We start from the raw sequence: 16,324 nt of genomic DNA, 5'->3' as shown, positions 1-16,324 counted from the left end.
CTTTCAGCCTCACAGCATCTTCATGCCTTCCTTGTTCATCAGCATGGTGATCTTGGTGTTCTGCTCTTCGCTCAATTCACCCCTGAAGTGCGGAAAGACCTGCTCTTCTTCCATCCGTACATGCTCGGCGACGAGATTGCGGAACTCCCGTACCCGGTCAAGAAACTGGGGAGCGTCTTTCTCCATATTTTCAAGCTCATAGAGGAAGGTCTTCACATATCCATGCTCATGTTCGAGATGGTCGGCATCGACCGTCTCATTGGCCTGGCGAAGCGCGGGGTAGACCACCTGCTCTTCCTGATGAGCATGCTTGTTCAGCGCATAATGGATCGTCTTCACCAAGGCGGCACGCTTTCCGGTGTCGCTATCGTCCGTTGCGAGTAGCAGGTCAAATTTAGCCAGCGTCGCCTTGTGCTCAAGCTTGAGTATCTCGTCCCACTCGTTGCCGGCGGCCATCGACTCCGACTTCTGCATCAGGAACTTGCGCGCCCAATTGGCACCGAGGCCGATCGCAGCACCGGCCGCTAGGGCGCCGAGAAGAGGGGCAGCGCCAGCAGCGCTGCCTTCACCGAAGCTGAACGCGCTGCGGCTACTGTCGTTGGTACGACCAGAACGGGTCTGGCTCGAAGTCTTGCGGTCACGGGTCTCGCTACGCGTCGCCATGTCTACTCTCCTGAAAATAGGGATATGCGGGTGCAACCGTCAGGAGAGTGGCGTCGTTCCTTTTGCGAGCCGTTTTCAGTCAGTTGCTGTTCGCTGGCTCCGGTGGCGCAGAAGCGGGCTGCTCCGCCTCGTCTGTCGGCGTGCCCTCCGTTGTAGACGGAGCTTCAGGCGCGGGTCCCGCCTGCTCGGGCGTGGGTGCGGGCGTCTCGGGAAGATCTCGGGTCACGGTCTCCAGCGGAGGTAGCGGCTTGGCACTCTCATATTCGGAGCCCGGAACAACGGTCGGCTTGGCGGAAGGCGGGGCCGCGCGATTCACCGGTGCCGTGCCTCCGGCATAAACGCAGCCATCCAGACCATCGCGCGCCACAACGCCGATGCGAGCTGCAATGCTGTTGCCGTAACGACGGGTGAAGCCCTTGGGGGAAATGGCGCCGCGCTCTTTCGGCAGGGGCAGGATGGCCGCGAGCCGGGCGGCCTCGACGGCACTCATCGCGGTCGCGTCATGACCATAGTAACGCTCTGACCCGGCGTTCACACCATAAGTCCCGATGCCCGTCTCCGCGACGTTGAGATACACCTCCATGATGCGGCGCTTGCCCCACAAGTGCTCGATCAAGAAGGTGAACCAGGCCTCGATCCCCTTGCGGGCATATCCACCGCCTTGCCACAGGAAGGCGTTCTTGGCGGTCTGCTGGCTGATCGTGGAGCCGCCACGTATCCGGCCGCCCGAGGCGTTGCGTTGCATGGCCGCCTCGATGGCATCAAGATCAAAACCGTTGTGACGGCAGAACTTGCTGTCTTCGGCAGCGATCGCGGCGCGGACCATGTCGCGGTCGATATGGTCGATGCCCACCCACTCGCGTCTGGCTCCTCGGCCCGCCAGGATGTCACCCAGCATGGTGGCAGTGACCGGCGGATTGACGAACCGGTACAGCCCTACCCAAAGCACCGAGAGGAGCAGCAGGATCAGAATGGTCTTGAGGAGCAGTCCCAGCAATCGCCGTGGCCACGACCGATCCGGACGACGGCGCTTGTAACGGGGGATCGCTGGGGCTCGGGCCATAGGGCCGAGCTAACGCGAGGGCCCGTTGCTGTCGAGCGACGCGCTTTAAGATTTCAACCGGGCGGCGCTATTCTCATATTGCAGTGCCATACCACGCAGCACGTCGGCCGCTTGCCGGTCCGAGATGCCTGCAGCGAGTCGACGGCAGCGCTCCGCCTTCTCGGCCAAGGTCTCTCCGGCTTGTGGAAAAGCTTGGCTGCCGGCGGACGGCGCATGCACAGGGTGAAGGTCGGTGGCCAAGATTCCGATACCTTTGGCAAGACAGGCTCGGCCAGCGCGGACCGCTACCGAGAAACCCTGAACATGCCACCTGACGATCGGTTCCCGACCGCCAGGTGGTGTCCGACGGAAATGCGGACGCGATGCTTCGCCGCAACGTCGGTTAAAGTGCGACTTCGGCCTGGTTCTCGCGCTCATGATCCTTGCCGGGGTCGCGACCGATCATTTTGAGCGCCGCCGCGACGAGTGTCGATCCGCTCTCGGCTTTCCAGATTTCCGCTTTTTCCGTGTCAAATCGGAGGAGCTGGAGATCGGCATCGTCCTTGCCGTTCTTGTACCAGCTCGCGACGAATGGATTCCACAGTCTGTCGATCAGCGCCCGATCATTCACCGCGACGAGGGTGCCGTGAATATGCGCGAACAGGTTGTGCCCCTTGGACGCGTAGGTGCAGACGGCCCGGTTGTTCTGAGACAGACCTTCGACAATCGCTTCTGACTTGGCGCCAAAGAAATAAATGGTGCCCCCGTCCTTCTTGTCCGCTCCATCGGGTGAGTCGATCTGCGCCGTCCAGGGACGAGTCCGGCTGTCTTCCACGCCGCGCAGGCCGATCATCACGAAGGGCGAGTTCGCCAGTTCCTTCCAGAATAGCTCTTTCAGCTCCTGCGAGCGGTCGGCGTCGGCCATGAGTACATCCTTCTCGAGTGTTCGTTTGTTTGGCTTTCCGAACGGAGAAGGGGCGGGGAGGTTCCTAGCGGAGGCGTCGGACCAGCTGTGCACCGTCGCTGGTGGTGCGGACTTCGAAGTTGGGCAGCGATCGGATGAGGTCGCTCAATCGTGCGAAGCCGTAGTTTCGAGCCGCGAATGACGAAACAGCCTTGGCCCGCTGCCCCACCTCCGAGAGGGGCGCGAAGCCCTCCTCGTCGCGCTTGCTGGCCTTCCACGCCGCACCAAGCACCTTGAGGAGTTCGTCGTCCACGCTAGCGCTCTCGTCATTGCCAGCAGCAGAGTCGGCAAGCGCGGCGACATCGAAGAAACGCGTGCAGCTGTTTTGGAAGCTGATCGGCGTCTTGGCGGTCCCGAAGCCGTAAACGGGCAAGCCGTTCTCGCGGATTCGCTGGGCGAGAGGCAGGAAGTCGCTGTCGCTGCTGACAATGCCGAATCCGTCGACGTGACCGCGGTAAAGCAAGTCCATGGCATCGATCGTCATGCGCATGTCGGTTGCCGACTTGCCCTTGACCACATCGAATTGCTGAACCGGGATGATGGAGTGAGCGGTGCTGAGCTGCCCCCAGCCTTTCAGCGCCGGTTTCTGCCAGTTGCCGTACGCCCGCCGGATGTTGATGGTACCAAGCTCACCCAACACCAGCAGCACTTCGTCAAGATGATCCGGCGAGGCGTTGTCGGCATCGATCAGCAGGGCGATGTTGAGCTCATCGCTCATCAGACGGCTTCCGTTTCGTCGACGAGATGGAATGAGCCACTCGCTTCATCCAGCTCCCAAAGCTGGCCCTCCGCGATCGCGAAGTGGCAACCGTGCAGCTTGAGCTCGCCTGCATCCTCGCGTTCCCTCACAAAGGGAAAGGTGCGCAGATTCGCAAGGCTGGTCTTCACCCCTTCGAGCTCGAGCGCGTGGTGCTGGTCCGGAACGCCGCTGGCCCGAACGCGCTCGAGCGCGGGATCCAGCAGCGAAATCCACCGGTCGATGAAGATGCGGTCCGGCTCACCATGCCCATCAAGGGCAGCGGCGACCCCGCCGCAAGCACCATGACCCATGACCACAATGTGCCGCACCTGCAGTTTGGCCACCGCGAATTCGAGCGCCGAGCTCACTCCGTGGAGACCACCGCCAAGCTCGAACGGCGGTACAAGATTGGCGATGTTGCGCAGGATAAAGGCCTGGCCGGGCTCCGTGTCGAAGATGGTGGCGGGATCTACCCGGCTGTCGCAGCAGCCAATGATCATCACTGGCGGGGCCTGCCCGGTCGCGAGACTGGCCCAGCGCCGGCGTTCGGCCTCGTAGCGGTCGTGGCGGAAACGGTGATAGCCGCGAAGTAGCGCACGAAACTCTGGCACCGGTCTGATCTCCCTTTGGCGGCGAACCAACGCTGCCAGTCCGAACTGGCTCCGCCGCCCGCTACGCTCCTCGCTTTGGGATGGCAAATGGCCGATTGGGAACTTGCGGGCGGTCCATCCTTTGATGCGGAAGAGTGCAGAACCGAAACGAGGAGTTGAGGGACATGAACAAGCTATTTCTGACGGCCGCGGTTGCGGCGAGCGTTGGCCTCTCGGGCTGCGCGACGACCGACCCTTACGGCTACAATCGTCCGTACGGAAACCGTTCGACCGCCAGCGGCGCGCTGACCGGTGCCGCCGTGGGTGCGGCGACCGGCGCGGTCGTAGGAGCCGTGGTTCCGGGCGTGAGCACGGGTGCTGGCGCCATCGCCGGTGGTATTGCCGGTGCCGTGCTGGGTGCGGTGATCAACGGCCGCCAGACCTATCGCACGACGACGGGCCGGTGCTTCTACACCGACCAGTATGGCCAGGTGGTGTATCTGCCCGACAACCAGTGCTAATCGACTAAGGTGGAGTGGGGGTGGCGATTGCCGTCCCCACTCGCTATCTGGCCGGCATGAACGCTCCGGCCACTCTTCCGACGCCACCCAAGCAGCGCAAGCCCGACTGGATTCGGGTCAAGGCGCCGGTCAGCGAGGGCTATTCGCAGACGCGCAAGCTGATGCGCGATCTCAATCTCGCAACAGTCTGCGAGGAGGCAGCCTGCCCGAACATCGGGGAATGCTGGACCAAGAAGCACGCCACCGTCATGATCTTGGGCGACACCTGCACCCGTGCATGCGCCTTCTGCAACGTGAAGACCGGCATGCCGCGCGCTGTCGATGTCCTGGAGCCCCAGCATGTGGCGACCGCCGCCGCCGAGCTTGGCCTGGAGCATATCGTCGTCACCAGCGTCGATCGCGACGACCTGCCGGACGGTGGCGCCTCCCAATTCGTCAAGGTGATCGAGGCACTGCGCCGGGAAACCCCCAACACCACCATCGAAATCCTCACCCCCGATTTCCGCAACAAGTCGGAAGAGGCGGTGGCGCGGATCGTGGACGCGGGCCCGGACGTCTACAATCACAACCTCGAGACCGTCCCCAGGCTCTATCCGACCATTCGCCCGGGCGCGCGCTACTATGCTTCGCTGCGCCTGCTGGAGCAGGTCAAGCGGCTCAGCCCCACGATTTTCACGAAGTCAGGCGTGATGGTCGGGCTGGGCGAGCAGCGGCTCGAAGTGCACCAGGTAATGGATGACATGCGGTCGGCTGGAATCGATTTCCTGACCATGGGCCAATATCTTCAGCCCACGCCGCGCCATGCCACGGTGGAAGAGTTTGTCACTCCAGACGCATTCAAGGCTTACGCCTCCATCGCCCGCGCCAAGGGGTTCCTGCTGGTCGCAGCATCGCCGCTGACCCGCTCGAGCTACCATGCCGGCGACGACTTCAAGAAGATGCAAGCCTCCCGCGCGGAGCAGAGCGCCAGGACACGCTGACGACGCCATGCCGCGGCACAGCGAGGTCAAGCATCTTCCCTACACGCCCGAGCAGCTGTTCGAGCTGGTCGCCGACGTGAAGCGTTATGCCGAATTCCTGCCCTGGGTGACGGCCGTGCGCGTGCGCTCCTCATCCGAAACCGAGATGGTGGCCGACCTCATCGTCGGCTTCGGGGCATTCAAGGAGCGCTTCACCAGTCGCGTGACCAAGCATCGGCCTGATCGCATCGAGGTCGACTATGTAGAGGGCCCGCTCAAGTATCTGCACAATGACTGGCGGTTCGAGCCGGCGGCGGATGGCGGCACCGACCTCCAATTCTCGGTCGACTTTGCCTTTCGCTCGCGCATTTTCGAGGCGGTGGCGGGACAGGTGTTCGATCGCGCCCTGCGCAAGATGACTGGCGCGTTCGAAGAGCGCGCCGCCTGCCTTTACGGCTCCAGCAGTTCGAGCGCGCAGAGCGCCGCCTGAAGCCGGATCCCGCCACGTCCCTCGGCGGCGTCGAACAAGCGGCTGTCCGCGACGATCTTCTCGGGGTCCTCGTCGCGCTCCGCCCGGGCGAAGACCACCGTGCCGACCGGCTTGGTCGGGGTGCCGCCACCGGGTCCTGCGATCCCGGTAATCGCCACTGCAACATCCGCGCCTGACGACATCAGCGCGCCGCGCGCCATGGCCCAGGCCGTGGCAACGCTGACGGCGCCGAACGTGCCGACCACGTCTTCGCTGACCTTGAGCGCGGACATCTTCGCCTCGTTGGAGTAGACGACGTAGCTGGCCAGGAACACGTCGGACGACCCGGCGATCTCCGTCAGCGCCGCGCTCACCAGCCCGCCGGTGCAGCTCTCGGCCAGCGCAATGGTGCGGCCAGCGGCCCGGTTCAGCTCAAGCACCTCCCGCGCTTTGCTGACCAGACGTTCGGGGAGAAGGCTGTCCATCGTCATGCCTCGTGTGCTGTGCCGGGTGCCGCTGATGCGCTCAACTCATGGCCGAACCGAGACGGTCCATCGGGCAGGCGGATGGTGGCGACGGCCTGCGCCGCGATCCCCTCACGGCGACCGGTGAAGCCCAGTTGCTCCGTGGTTGTCGCCTTGATGCTGACCTGATCAGACCTCAGCCCCGCGATCTCTGCGACCCGGGACTGGATGGTCGCGCGATGCGGGCCAATCTTCGGCGCTTCGCAGATGACGGTGCAGTCAAGGTGATCGATGCGTCCACCCTGCTTCGTCACAAGGTCGCACGCGTGACGCAGGAAGCGATCAGACGACGCATCTTTCCATCGCGGGTCGGACGGCGGGAAGTGCTGGCCTATGTCACCGAGGGCGGCGGCGCCGAGCAAGGCGTCGGTTAGCGCGTGAAGGACGACATCGGCGTCACTATGGCCCGCGAGCCCCCGATCGTGCGGAATACTGATCCCGCCCATGACCAGCGGTCCGGGTCCGTCGAAAGCATGGACGTCGAAGCCCATGCCGGTGCGAACCACCAACTGTGCAGAAAGCATCATTTCCGCGCGTTCCCAATCCCTTGCGCTCGTAAGCTTGTGCAGCATCTCATCGCCCGCGACGGTCGCAACCTTCAGGCCAGCGCTTTGCAGAACCGTGCTCTCGTCCGTCGCGGTGCTGCTGCCGGACTCCTCCATCGCATATAGCAGGTCCTCCACCTGAAAGGCTTGCGGGGTCTGCACCCGAAGCATCTGGTGGCGGCTCACCGTGCCGCGGAGCTCGCTGTCTCCCTTGGCCAGCGTGTCAGCCACCGGAAGCACCGGGACAGCGCCATCGGCGCGCTCCAGCGCGTCGAGCAGCCGATCGATCACCTCCGCCGGGCAAAATGGGCGCGCCGCATCGTGGATGAGCACAATCCCGCCTGCCACCGCCTCGAGACCCGCGCGAACGCTGTCGGCGCGCTCCCTGCCGCCCTTGATCAACGTCCCGACATCCAGCCCGCGCAAGGCCCCTGCGGCCACCGCCTCCTGTCCCTCGCCAACAATGACTCGGACGGCGTCCACTCGGGGATGTTCAAGGAAGGGAAGGACGGCGCGGCGAAGCATCGGCACCCCGCCCAACGAACGAAACTGCTTGGGAACGTCGGCGCCCATGCGGCTGCCACTGCCGGCGGCGACGATGAGGGCGGTAACCTGGCTCACAGCCGTGCGCCTTGCCCGTTATGGAGCCTTCCTGTAAAGGCGCGCGCTCTCATGGACAGCTTCAAGCCTATCTCGATCGGCCCGGTCCGGATCGACGCGCCAGTGATACTGGCGCCGATGACCGGTGTTACCGACCTGCCATTCCGCAAGGCGGTCAAGCGCTACGGCGCCGGCCTTACCGTGTCCGAGATGATCGCCAGTCAGGCCGCCATCCGCGAAACGCGCCAGAGCCTCCAGAAGGCGCTATGGGACCCTTCGGAAGAGCCGGTCAGCCTTCAGCTCGCGGGCTGCAGCCCCGTCGAGATGGCCGAGGCCGCCAAGCTCAATGAGCAGCGCGGCGCCGCGATCATCGACATCAACATGGGCTGCCCCGTGAAGAAGGTGGTCAATGGCGATGCCGGCTCAGCGCTGATGCGCGACCTACCGCTCGCCGCCAGCATCATCGAGGCGACAGTCAAGGCCGTTTCGGTACCGGTTACCGTCAAGATGCGCATGGGCTGGTGCCATGACAGCCTGAACGCACCAGAGCTTGCGCGCATCGCGGAGGACCTTGGCGCCCAGCTGATCACCGTCCATGGGCGCACCCGCAATCAGATGTACAAAGGTTCGGCCGATTGGCGGTTTGTCCGCTCGGTGAAGGAAGCGGTGAGCCTGCCCGTGATCGTCAACGGAGACATCTGCTCGGTCGAGGACGCCCGCGATGCGCTCGCCCAGTCGGGCGCAGACGGCGTAATGGTCGGCCGCGGCGCCTATGGCCGTCCGTGGATTCTGTCACAGATCATGGCTGACCTTGCGGGTGGGCGACGGCCAGACCCCTCGATGGACGAGCAGCTGGCGCTAATCCTCGAACAATATGACGCCATGCAGTCACTCTACGGGCAGCAGACGGGGGTTAACCTCGCGCGCAAGCATATCGGCTGGTACACCAAGGGGCTGGCCGGCTCGGCCGAGTTCCGCAACCGCGTCAACACGCAGGACGACCCAGCGGTCGTGGTCGCCATGCTGCGCGAGTTCTATGCGCCATGGCTCAGCCGGCAGGCGGCCTGAAAAAAGTTAAGGCGCGCCGCAACAACTGTGTTCTTTGAGCAACGGGGCCGTGCTAGGGCTCGGCTCAATGGACGCTCGGACCAGCGGAAACAGCATCGATCAGCCGCCGAGCCTTCGTCGCTGGCTGGCGAAGGAGCGAGCCAACGGCCGCTTCTACCGGGTGGCCGAGCTGGTTGCCGCTCTGGTGCTGGTCAGCATGTTTGCGCTGAGCTTCACCCTGCTTCGCGGCGGTGACCAGGAGAGCACCCTATCACCGCCCGTCGCGGCCCTGCTGCTCGTTGGCAACCTCATTCCGGCCATTGTGCTCATGGTCCTGTTCAGCCGCCGGCGAGCGCTGCGCCGGGCGGAGGAAGGGGGGCTGGGCACCGGCCTGCTCCACACGCGTCTGGTTGCCCTGTTCTCCGTGATCGCGGCAACGCCGACGGTGCTGGTCGCCATCTTTGCATCGGTACTCTTCCAGTCAGGCATGGAATTCTGGTTCTCCGACAGGGCTCGCACGGTGCTCCAGCAAGCAGAGCGGACCTCTTCGATTTACGAGAGCGAACATCGCAATCGCCTTCGCGCCGACCTCGAGGCAATGGGCATCGACATGGTGCGCGCCATCAATCAGTTTGGCGCGGGCAGCCAGAACTTCACCACGGTCTTCATCTATCAGATCGCGACCCGCCAGCTGCGGGAGTCCGCGGTGCTGACCGCCGTTGGCAACCAATGGAACACCCAAGCGGTCATCAATTACGACGACCGCCCGATCCAGCAACGTTTCTCGCCCGCAGAGGTAAAGGACCTCAAGGCCGGACAGGTCGCGATCAAGATCGCTACGCCTGACCGGGTGGAGGGCATCATTCGGCTCGACCCCGATGTGCCGGTCTACCTGTACGGCGCGCGCGACATCAACGCGGCCGCTGTTCAAGCGCTCGGAGAGGCCAAGACGGCGGCAAGCGGCTACAAGGCCACGCTGGAGCGGGCACGAGGCCTCCAACTGCGCTTCAATGCCGCCCTTCTGCTCGGCTCCCTGATCATCGTAGGTCTGTCGATCCTCGGCGCGCTCAAACTGGCGGACCGCCTGGTGCGTCCGGTCGGTGCGCTGGTGAACGCCGCGGGCCGGGTCGAGGAGGGCGACTTCTCCACCAGGGTCCCGATTCAGAAGAGCGACGACGAAATTGGCGTGCTAGCTGCTGCTTTTAACCGGATGACCGGACGGCTGGAGGAGCAGACCGGTGCACTCAAGGCCGCCAACACCCAGCTGGACACGCGCCGCGCCTTTATTGAGGCCGTGCTCGGCAGCGTGACTGCGGGCGTGATCGCCATCGACCAGGATCGCAATGTTCTGCTGCTCAATCGCTCGGCAGGTACCCTGCTCGAACATGGCGGCGAGGCGGCGGAGGGGAGGGCGCTCTCCGATCTGTCCACCGAGCTCGATGAATTCCTGAGCGGCGACCAGCGCGAAGCCGACGTCATGGTCCGGTCCGAACATGGGCAGCGCACCCTCGCGGTGAAGCGGGTGCGTTACTCGGACGGAACGGTCCTGACCTTTGACGACATCACCGATCAGCTCGCCGACCAGCGCCGCGCGGCCTGGTCGGACATCGCGCGCCGCATCGCGCACGAGATCAAGAACCCGCTGACACCGATCCAGCTCGCGGCCGAGCGCCTGCAGCGCCGGTATGGCAAGGAAGTGCAGACGGAGCCGGAGACCTTCGGCCGGCTCACCGAAACGATCATCCGGCAGGTTGGCGACCTTCGCCGCATGGTCGATGAGTTCAGCAACTTCGCCCGCATGCCCAAGCCGGTATTCCGCGAGGAGAATGTCCATGACGTCGCCCGCACCTCGCTTTTCCTCCACGAGGTGGCTCATCCGGGCGTGAGCTTTGCGCTTGACCCGCCAAGCGGCGACATCCGCATGATCTGCGACCGTCGCCAGCTCAGCCAGGCCCTGACCAACGTGGTGAAGAACGCTGTCGAGGCGATCGAGGCGCGGCGCAATCGCGGCGAGCACAGTCTGGAAGGCGACAGGGTCAAGCTCACCATTTGCGACAGCGAGGCGCAATTGGTGATCGATGTCACCGACACCGGCATCGGCCTGCCCGAAGACCGGGAGCGACTGACCGAGCCCTACATGACGACGCGGGTGCGGGGCACGGGCCTTGGCCTCGCGATCGTCAAGAAGATCGTTGAGGAGCATGGTGGCGACATCGCCTTCCTCGACCGTTCCGGCGGGGGGACCCACGTCCGTATCGCCTTCGACAAAAGCCGGCTCAAGCTGCTGGCGGAAGCGGCCCAGGCGGCCGAGGACGAGCCTGGGCTCGTCCGCAATGAGGAGAGCTGATCGCTTATGGCGCTCGAAGTATTGGTCGTCGACGACGAGGCAGACATTCGCGAACTGGTCGCCGGCGTGCTGGAGGACGAAGGCTATTCTGTCCGCTCGGCGGCGAACAGCACCGAAGCGCTCGACGCAATCGAGGAGCGGCGGCCCAGCCTGGCGCTTCTAGATGTCTGGCTGCAAGGTTCGCGGCTTGATGGCCTGCAGCTGCTTGAGGAGATCAAACGACGGGATCCCAGCCTTCCCGTTCTGATGATTTCAGGACACGGCAATCTCGACACGGCCGTGGCCGCGATCCGCGAGGGTGCCATCGACTTTATCGAGAAGCCGTTCGAGGCCAGCCGGCTGCTCCACCTCGTCGGTCGAGCGACGGAAACGGACCGTCTGCGCAAGGAAGTGGCGTCCCTGCGGGAGCGGGCGGGCCATGACGAACAGCTCAACGGCTCGTCGGTCGCGATCAACACGGTCCGTGCAACCTTGAAGCGCGTGGCGCCGACGGGCAGCCGGGTGATGATCACCGGACCCGCGGGCGTTGGCAAGGAGATCGCCGCGCGCACCATCCACAGCTGGAGCACCCGCGCGGGAGCGCCATTCATCGTCGTCTCGGCGGCGATGATGGAGCCCGAACGGATGGAAGAGGAGCTGTTCGGCAGCGAAGGTGATGGCATCGCCCGCCCGGGCCTGTTGGAACAGGCGCATGGTGGCACGCTGTTCCTTGACGAGATCGCGGACATGCCGATCACCACTCAAGGCAAGATTCTGCGCGTGCTGACCGACCAGAGCTTCACCCGCATCGGCGGGTCGCGGCCGGTAAAGGTGGACGTTCGAGTGCTATCGGCGACCGCTCGGAATCTTCAGGAAGAAATTGCCAACAGCCGCTTCCGTGAAGACCTCTATTACCGTTTGAACGTGGTGCCGGTGCGTATTCCGCCCTTGCGCGAGCGGCGCGAGGACATCGCGGAGATCGCCAGTCACTTCCTGGCCCGCTTCGCCACGGAGCGACGGGTCGCGGTTCCAGCACTGTCGGAGGAGGCGCTGGCCGCGCTTCAGGCACATGAATGGCCCGGCAACGTCCGCCAGCTCCGCAACATCATTGAGCGCACGGTGATCCTTGCACCCACTGAGCGCCTCGGCCGGATCGACGTCGACATGCTTCCCGCGGAAGTACTCGACACTGGCGGCGCGGGTGGGCTCAACAACACCACCCTTTCCATCATGGGCTCACCGTTGCGGGAGGCACGCGAAAGCTTTGAACGAGAGTATCTTCGTGTTCAGATCAGGCGCTTTTCGGGCAACATCTCGCGCACCGCTTCGTTCATCGGCATGGAACGTTCGGCTCTTCACCGGAAGCTCAAGGCGCTTGGGCTGGGCGATAAGAGCCAGACCAGCGATGAATAAGAAAGATCACAAGTTTGGCCGATAAGCCGCTCAGTCTACAGGATCATTTCCTTAACAGCCTCCGCCGCTCCAAGACTCCGGTGATCATCTTCCTGGTCAAGGGCGTAAAGCTGCAGGGCGTCATAACGTGGTTCGACGCCTTTTCGCTGCTGCTCCGGCGGGACGGAGTCAGCCAGCTCATCTACAAGCATGCGATGTCGACCATCCTCCCGGCCGAAACGCCTGACGATATCGATCTGAACCTCTTTCAGGGCAGCCGCAACGCCGGCAAGATGACCCTTCAGGATCGCTTCCTTTCCGCGGCCATCCGGGCGGGCGAGACGATGACCGTGTTCCTGATCAATGGCGTCATGCTTCAGGGCGAAGTGCTTGCTTTCAACCGGTTCTCCATGCTGCTTGGCCGATCCGGCCAAGTCCAGCTCGTCTACAAGCATGCCGTCTCGACCATTCAGCCGCATAGCGCGTTGTCGCTTGACGATTCCGAAGAGGATGGAGCCGCCAAGTGAGTGAATTCAGCCTTTCTCGCGAGGAGGGGATCAGCCGCGGAGAGCGTGCCCTTGTCGTTTTGCCCGACCGCCACGAGGGTGCATCCAGCACCGCCCGTTCCGTCGAGGCCAAGCTGGATGAGGCAGAGGGTCTCGCGGCCGCGATCGGCATCGACGTTGTCGGCCGCAAGGCCTTCCGCATTCGCCAGCCGCGCCCTGCCACTCTGTTCGGAAAAGGCCAGGTCGAGGAGATTGGCAAACTCATCAACGAGCATGAGGCGGGGCTGCTTGTCGTCGATGCCGCGCTGTCGCCGGTTCAGCAGAAGCAGCTCGAGGACCATACCAAGGCCAAGGTCATCGATCGTACTGGCCTCATCCTGGAGATCTTCGGGGAAAGGGCGGCGACAGCGGAGGGCCGTCTGCAGGTTGAGCTTGCTCATCTCGATTACCAGGCGGGACGGCTGGTGCGCAGCTGGACCCACCTCGAGCGGCAGCGTGGCGGCTTCGGCTTCCTCGGTGGACCGGGCGAAACCCAGATCGAGGCCGACCGCCGCCTGATCCGCGACCGGATGGCCAAGATCCGCCGGGAGCTGGAGCAGGTCCGCCGCACCCGAGGCCTGCACCGCGACCGGCGTCAGCGTGCGCCGTGGCCGGTGATTGCGCTCGTTGGCTATACCAACGCTGGCAAATCGACGCTCTTCAACCGCATGACTCGGGCCGAGGTGTTTGCCGAGGACCTGCTGTTCGCGACGCTCGACCCGACCATGCGTGAGGTGAAGCTGCCCGGTTTCGACAAGGCGATCCTGTCGGATACGGTGGGATTCGTCTCCAACCTGCCGACCGAACTCATCGCCGCTTTCCGTGCCACTCTCGAGGAGGTGAACTCGGCTGACGTCATCCTCCACGTGCGTGACATCGCGCATCCGGACAGCGACGCGCAAAAGGCCGACGTTGAAGGCGTGCTGGCGTCACTGGGACTGGAAGAAGGACAGGGGCCGCCACGGATCGAAGTCTGGAACAAGATCGACCTGCTTGATGGGAGCGAGCGGGAAGCATTGCTCGCCGAGGCGACCCGCCGTGAGGACGTGGTACCCATTTCGGCCGTGACCGGTGACGGTGTAGAAAGACTCCGCGAGGAAGTCGCCCGGCGCCTTACAAAGGGGAATGTCGTTCACCAGCTCCAGCTGGCAGCCGGGGAAGGAAGCCGGCTCGCCTGGCTGCACAGCCACGGCGAAGTGCTCGATCAGCGGGTCGATGGTGATACGATGCGGCTCGCGGTGCGGCTTAGTCCGGAGAACTGGACCCGCTTTCAGTCGCTTTGACGCTCCGCCAGAGCGCTTCCTTCTCATCAAGGCTAAACGCTGAAAAGTCGGGCGCAGCCTCGATCGCACGGAAGCGGCGCTCGAATTTGGAATTGGCTTTCCGTAGAGCCTCTTCCGGTTCGATCTTCATCAATCGTGCAAGATTGACGACCGCGAACAGGAGGTCGCCGAGCTCCTCTTCACGCTCTTCCGACGGCGCCTGATCAAGCTCCTCGAGTTCCTCCAGCACCTTCGCTCTTGGCCCGCTTGGGTCAGGCCAATCGAAACCCGTTCGCGCGGCACGCTTCTGCAGCTTGGCCGCACGCTCGAGAGCGGGGAGGGCGAGGGCCACGCCGGCAAGCGCGCTCTGATCCGCGGAAGCAGCCCGCTCCTCGGCCTTGATCTGCTCCCAAAGGTGGTGGCCGCCCTCTGCCGCATCGCCGAAGATATGCGGATGGCGCCGCTCAAGCTTGTCGGAAATGCCGTTCAGGACATCTTCGAGGCTGAAGTGGCCCGCCTCGACGGCCATCTGCGCGTGGAACACGACCTGCAGGGCGAGGTCACCCAGTTCACCCTTGAGATCGGCGAGGTCCCCGCGCTGGATGGCATCGGCCACCTCATAGGCCTCCTCGATCGTGTAAGGCGCGAGGCTGGCGAAGGTCTGGACGCTGTCCCACTCGCAACCGTGCACCGGATCGCGCAGCCGTGCCATGATCGCAACGAGGCGTGCCAAGGCGGCCGAAGAGTTGGGCTGGATCGGTTCGGAGGCGCTGGTCATCGCCAGCGCCTAAGGGGAGGGAGGCTCCGGGCGCAAGTGCACCCGGAGCCGTTGGTCAGAAGTGGACCGCGCCGCCGAGCGACAGCACCACGGCGCCCGCTTTCTGCAGTTCGCCCGAGGTCAGGATGACAGTCTGCGCCGGCGTTCCGACAAAGGCCGCGGTCGTGCGGTCGACCGACGCCTTCTTGAAGTCGACATAATTGGCCGCCGCATCGATCGTGAAGGCCTTTGAAAGTGCGTAGCTGCCGCCGACGCCGACGTTCCAGCGGTTGCTATCCGGTACCCGCGCATCCCGCTGTCCATCGCGGGTAGGGGTCAGCGCTCGCTGGACGCCGGCACGCAGGGTGAGCGCAGGCGAGACGGCGTAGTCCACTCCGCCCGCCAGGCTCCAGCTGTTGCGATAATTCTGCGGCAATGCCTGATTGACCGGCGCACCGAGCCGGATGGCATCGAACTTCTTCCAGCCAAAGCGAACGAACTGCGCATTCAGTGTCAACTCGCTGGTTGCGCGATAGCGCCCAGCCACGATGATCTGGCTGGGTGTGCGGAAGGTTGCATCAACACCGTTCAGCGTGGTGTTCGATCCGGCCAGGGGGCCAAGCAAGCCGGACACGGCAAGGTCGCCGTTGAGTTTGTGCCGGATCGATGATTTGTAGGCGAGGCCGAGCGTGGCGACGTCATTGTGAAGCTGCAGGCCGGCACTCCAGCCCAGATCCCAGCCGCTGCCATTCAGTTGCTGGCTGCCGTCCGGCAGCAGCGGCGACAAGTTCGGAAGGGCATTGCTCAACGTGGCCTTGGCGTGCTCGATGTTCAAAGCGCCGCCGATCCGAAGATTGTCCGTTACCGCAACACCGACCGAGGGCTGAACGTCGATGGTGCGCAAGCTGGTCCGGTCAGCACTGTAGCGTGCCCAGCTGTGCGCATCGTAATCGGTGGTGAAGCTGTAGGGCGAGCTGATCGCCAGGCCGACGGCAATTCGGTCGGTGATCGGAAAAGCGACCGACCCTGAGGGAAGTGCGCCATTGTTGATCGGATTGCGCGCGACGGGATTGCCGCCGACGGCTGCCGGCAGCTGGCCCGGGCGAACAATGCGCGTGCCAGTATCAACCAGGCGGCCGTGCGGCAGGATCACCGAAACGCCAAGCGCGCCACTCGCTTGGGTCTGGCCGCCGATGGCGGCAGGGTTCCACCACAGGCTCTGGGAGCCGGTATCGGCCGCTTCGCCCGAGAAAGCCCGCCCGGCACCACGCACGGATTGCTCCTGGAGGTAGAAGGCCTGGCCGAACGCGGGCGTGGCGCCGAAGCCAAGAGCAAGGGTCGTCGTGGCGGCAAGGGCCGCAAATTTACGCGTGAACATG

General features: G+C 64.1%; 17 protein-coding genes and 1 pseudogene. 8 read left to right on the top strand and 10 right to left on the bottom strand.

What is annotated here, in order from left to right:
• Nucleotides 1-9 precede the first annotated feature (9 nt).
• The 6 genes and pseudogenes from M8312_RS03410 to M8312_RS03385 form a co-directional block, all read right to left on the bottom strand.
• The gene (locus tag M8312_RS03410) at nt 10-663 is read right to left on the bottom strand and encodes a hemerythrin domain-containing protein (RefSeq protein WP_250118983.1); all 654 of its coding nucleotides are present in this window, start codon (nt 661-663) and stop codon (nt 10-12) included.
• Between the two features lie 337 nt (nt 664-1,000).
• Nucleotides 1,001-1,726, bottom strand: a pseudogene (mtgA, locus tag M8312_RS03405) (monofunctional biosynthetic peptidoglycan transglycosylase); the annotation flags it as partial.
• A gap of 45 nt (nt 1,727-1,771) precedes the next feature.
• Nucleotides 1,772-1,966, bottom strand: a complete 195-nt coding sequence (locus M8312_RS03400; protein WP_250118982.1) for a hypothetical protein — start codon at nt 1,964-1,966, stop codon at nt 1,772-1,774.
• Between the two features lie 142 nt (nt 1,967-2,108).
• On the bottom strand, nt 2,109-2,630 hold the full coding sequence (locus M8312_RS03395) for a pyridoxamine 5'-phosphate oxidase family protein (protein WP_250118981.1): 522 nt from the start codon (nt 2,628-2,630) through the stop codon (nt 2,109-2,111).
• 64 nt (nt 2,631-2,694) lie between these two features.
• Nucleotides 2,695-3,387 (bottom strand): NYN domain-containing protein, encoded by a 693-nt coding sequence (locus tag M8312_RS03390; protein ID WP_250118980.1) that lies wholly within the window; start codon nt 3,385-3,387, stop codon nt 2,695-2,697.
• Complete coding sequence (locus M8312_RS03385; RefSeq protein WP_250118979.1) at nt 3,387-4,019, bottom strand: carbonic anhydrase; 633 nt, start codon at nt 4,017-4,019, stop codon at nt 3,387-3,389. The genes M8312_RS03390 and M8312_RS03385 overlap by 1 nt, the downstream gene beginning before the upstream one ends.
• 164 nt (nt 4,020-4,183) lie before the next feature.
• On the opposite strand from M8312_RS03385, the gene M8312_RS03380 reads away from it, so the two are divergent.
• Genes M8312_RS03380 through M8312_RS03370 form a run of 3 tightly spaced genes read left to right on the top strand, consistent with a single transcriptional unit; the run spans nt 4,184 to nt 5,968 of the window.
• Nucleotides 4,184-4,519 carry a YMGG-like glycine zipper-containing protein gene (locus M8312_RS03380; RefSeq protein WP_250118978.1) on the top strand — a complete coding sequence of 112 codons (336 nt, stop codon included), beginning with the start codon at nt 4,184-4,186 and terminating at the stop codon, nt 4,517-4,519.
• A gap of 56 nt (nt 4,520-4,575) precedes the next feature.
• Nucleotides 4,576-5,499 carry a lipoyl synthase gene (lipA, locus tag M8312_RS03375; protein WP_250119827.1) on the top strand — a complete coding sequence of 308 codons (924 nt, stop codon included), beginning with the start codon at nt 4,576-4,578 and terminating at the stop codon, nt 5,497-5,499.
• A 7-nt stretch (nt 5,500-5,506) separates the two neighbouring features.
• The gene (locus tag M8312_RS03370) at nt 5,507-5,968 is read left to right on the top strand and encodes a type II toxin-antitoxin system RatA family toxin (protein ID WP_250118977.1); all 462 of its coding nucleotides are present in this window, start codon (nt 5,507-5,509) and stop codon (nt 5,966-5,968) included.
• Here the strand turns inward: M8312_RS03370 and M8312_RS03365 are convergent.
• Nucleotides 5,929-6,432 (bottom strand): CinA family protein, encoded by a 504-nt coding sequence (locus M8312_RS03365; protein WP_250118976.1) that lies wholly within the window; start codon nt 6,430-6,432, stop codon nt 5,929-5,931. The two genes, M8312_RS03370 and M8312_RS03365, sit on opposite strands and share 40 nt — an antisense overlap.
• Nucleotides 6,433-6,434: 2 nt before the next feature.
• Entirely contained in the window at nt 6,435-7,637 is a 1,203-nt protein-coding gene (locus M8312_RS03360; RefSeq protein WP_284070198.1) for a bifunctional 2-C-methyl-D-erythritol 4-phosphate cytidylyltransferase/2-C-methyl-D-erythritol 2,4-cyclodiphosphate synthase, read from the bottom strand.
• Between the two features lie 51 nt (nt 7,638-7,688).
• On the opposite strand from M8312_RS03360, the gene dusB reads away from it, so the two are divergent.
• The 5 genes from dusB (at nt 7,689) to hflX (ending at nt 14,209) form a co-directional block, all read left to right on the top strand.
• The gene (dusB, locus tag M8312_RS03355; protein ID WP_250118975.1) at nt 7,689-8,684 is read left to right on the top strand and encodes a tRNA dihydrouridine synthase DusB; all 996 of its coding nucleotides are present in this window, start codon (nt 7,689-7,691) and stop codon (nt 8,682-8,684) included.
• A 67-nt stretch (nt 8,685-8,751) separates the two neighbouring features.
• Complete coding sequence (locus tag M8312_RS03350) at nt 8,752-11,010, top strand: sensor histidine kinase NtrY-like (protein WP_250118974.1); 2,259 nt, start codon at nt 8,752-8,754, stop codon at nt 11,008-11,010.
• Between the two features lie 6 nt (nt 11,011-11,016).
• A complete protein-coding gene (gene ntrX, locus M8312_RS03345) occupies nt 11,017-12,402 on the top strand; it encodes a nitrogen assimilation response regulator NtrX (protein ID WP_250118973.1) in 1,386 nt (461 codons plus the stop codon).
• Between the two features lie 14 nt (nt 12,403-12,416).
• Entirely contained in the window at nt 12,417-12,908 is a 492-nt protein-coding gene (hfq, locus tag M8312_RS03340; RefSeq protein ID WP_250118972.1) for an RNA chaperone Hfq, read from the top strand.
• Nucleotides 12,905-14,209, top strand: coding sequence for a GTPase HflX (gene hflX / locus M8312_RS03335; RefSeq protein WP_250118971.1), 1,305 nt, complete (start codon nt 12,905-12,907; stop codon nt 14,207-14,209). The genes hfq and hflX overlap by 4 nt, the downstream gene beginning before the upstream one ends.
• Here hflX and mazG read toward each other — a convergent pair.
• Nucleotides 14,172-14,966 carry a nucleoside triphosphate pyrophosphohydrolase gene (mazG, locus tag M8312_RS03330; protein ID WP_250118970.1) on the bottom strand — a complete coding sequence of 265 codons (795 nt, stop codon included), beginning with the start codon at nt 14,964-14,966 and terminating at the stop codon, nt 14,172-14,174. The genes hflX and mazG overlap by 38 nt on opposite strands.
• Before the next feature lie 55 nt (nt 14,967-15,021).
• Entirely contained in the window at nt 15,022-16,323 is a 1,302-nt protein-coding gene (locus M8312_RS03325; RefSeq protein WP_250118969.1) for an OmpP1/FadL family transporter, read from the bottom strand.
• Nucleotide 16,324 lies beyond the last annotated feature (1 nt).

It is taken from the genome of Sphingomonas sp. KRR8, assembly GCF_023559245.1.
Lineage (GTDB): Bacteria > Pseudomonadota > Alphaproteobacteria > Sphingomonadales > Sphingomonadaceae > Sphingomicrobium.
This window is presented reverse-complemented; position numbering and strand designations above follow the sequence as displayed.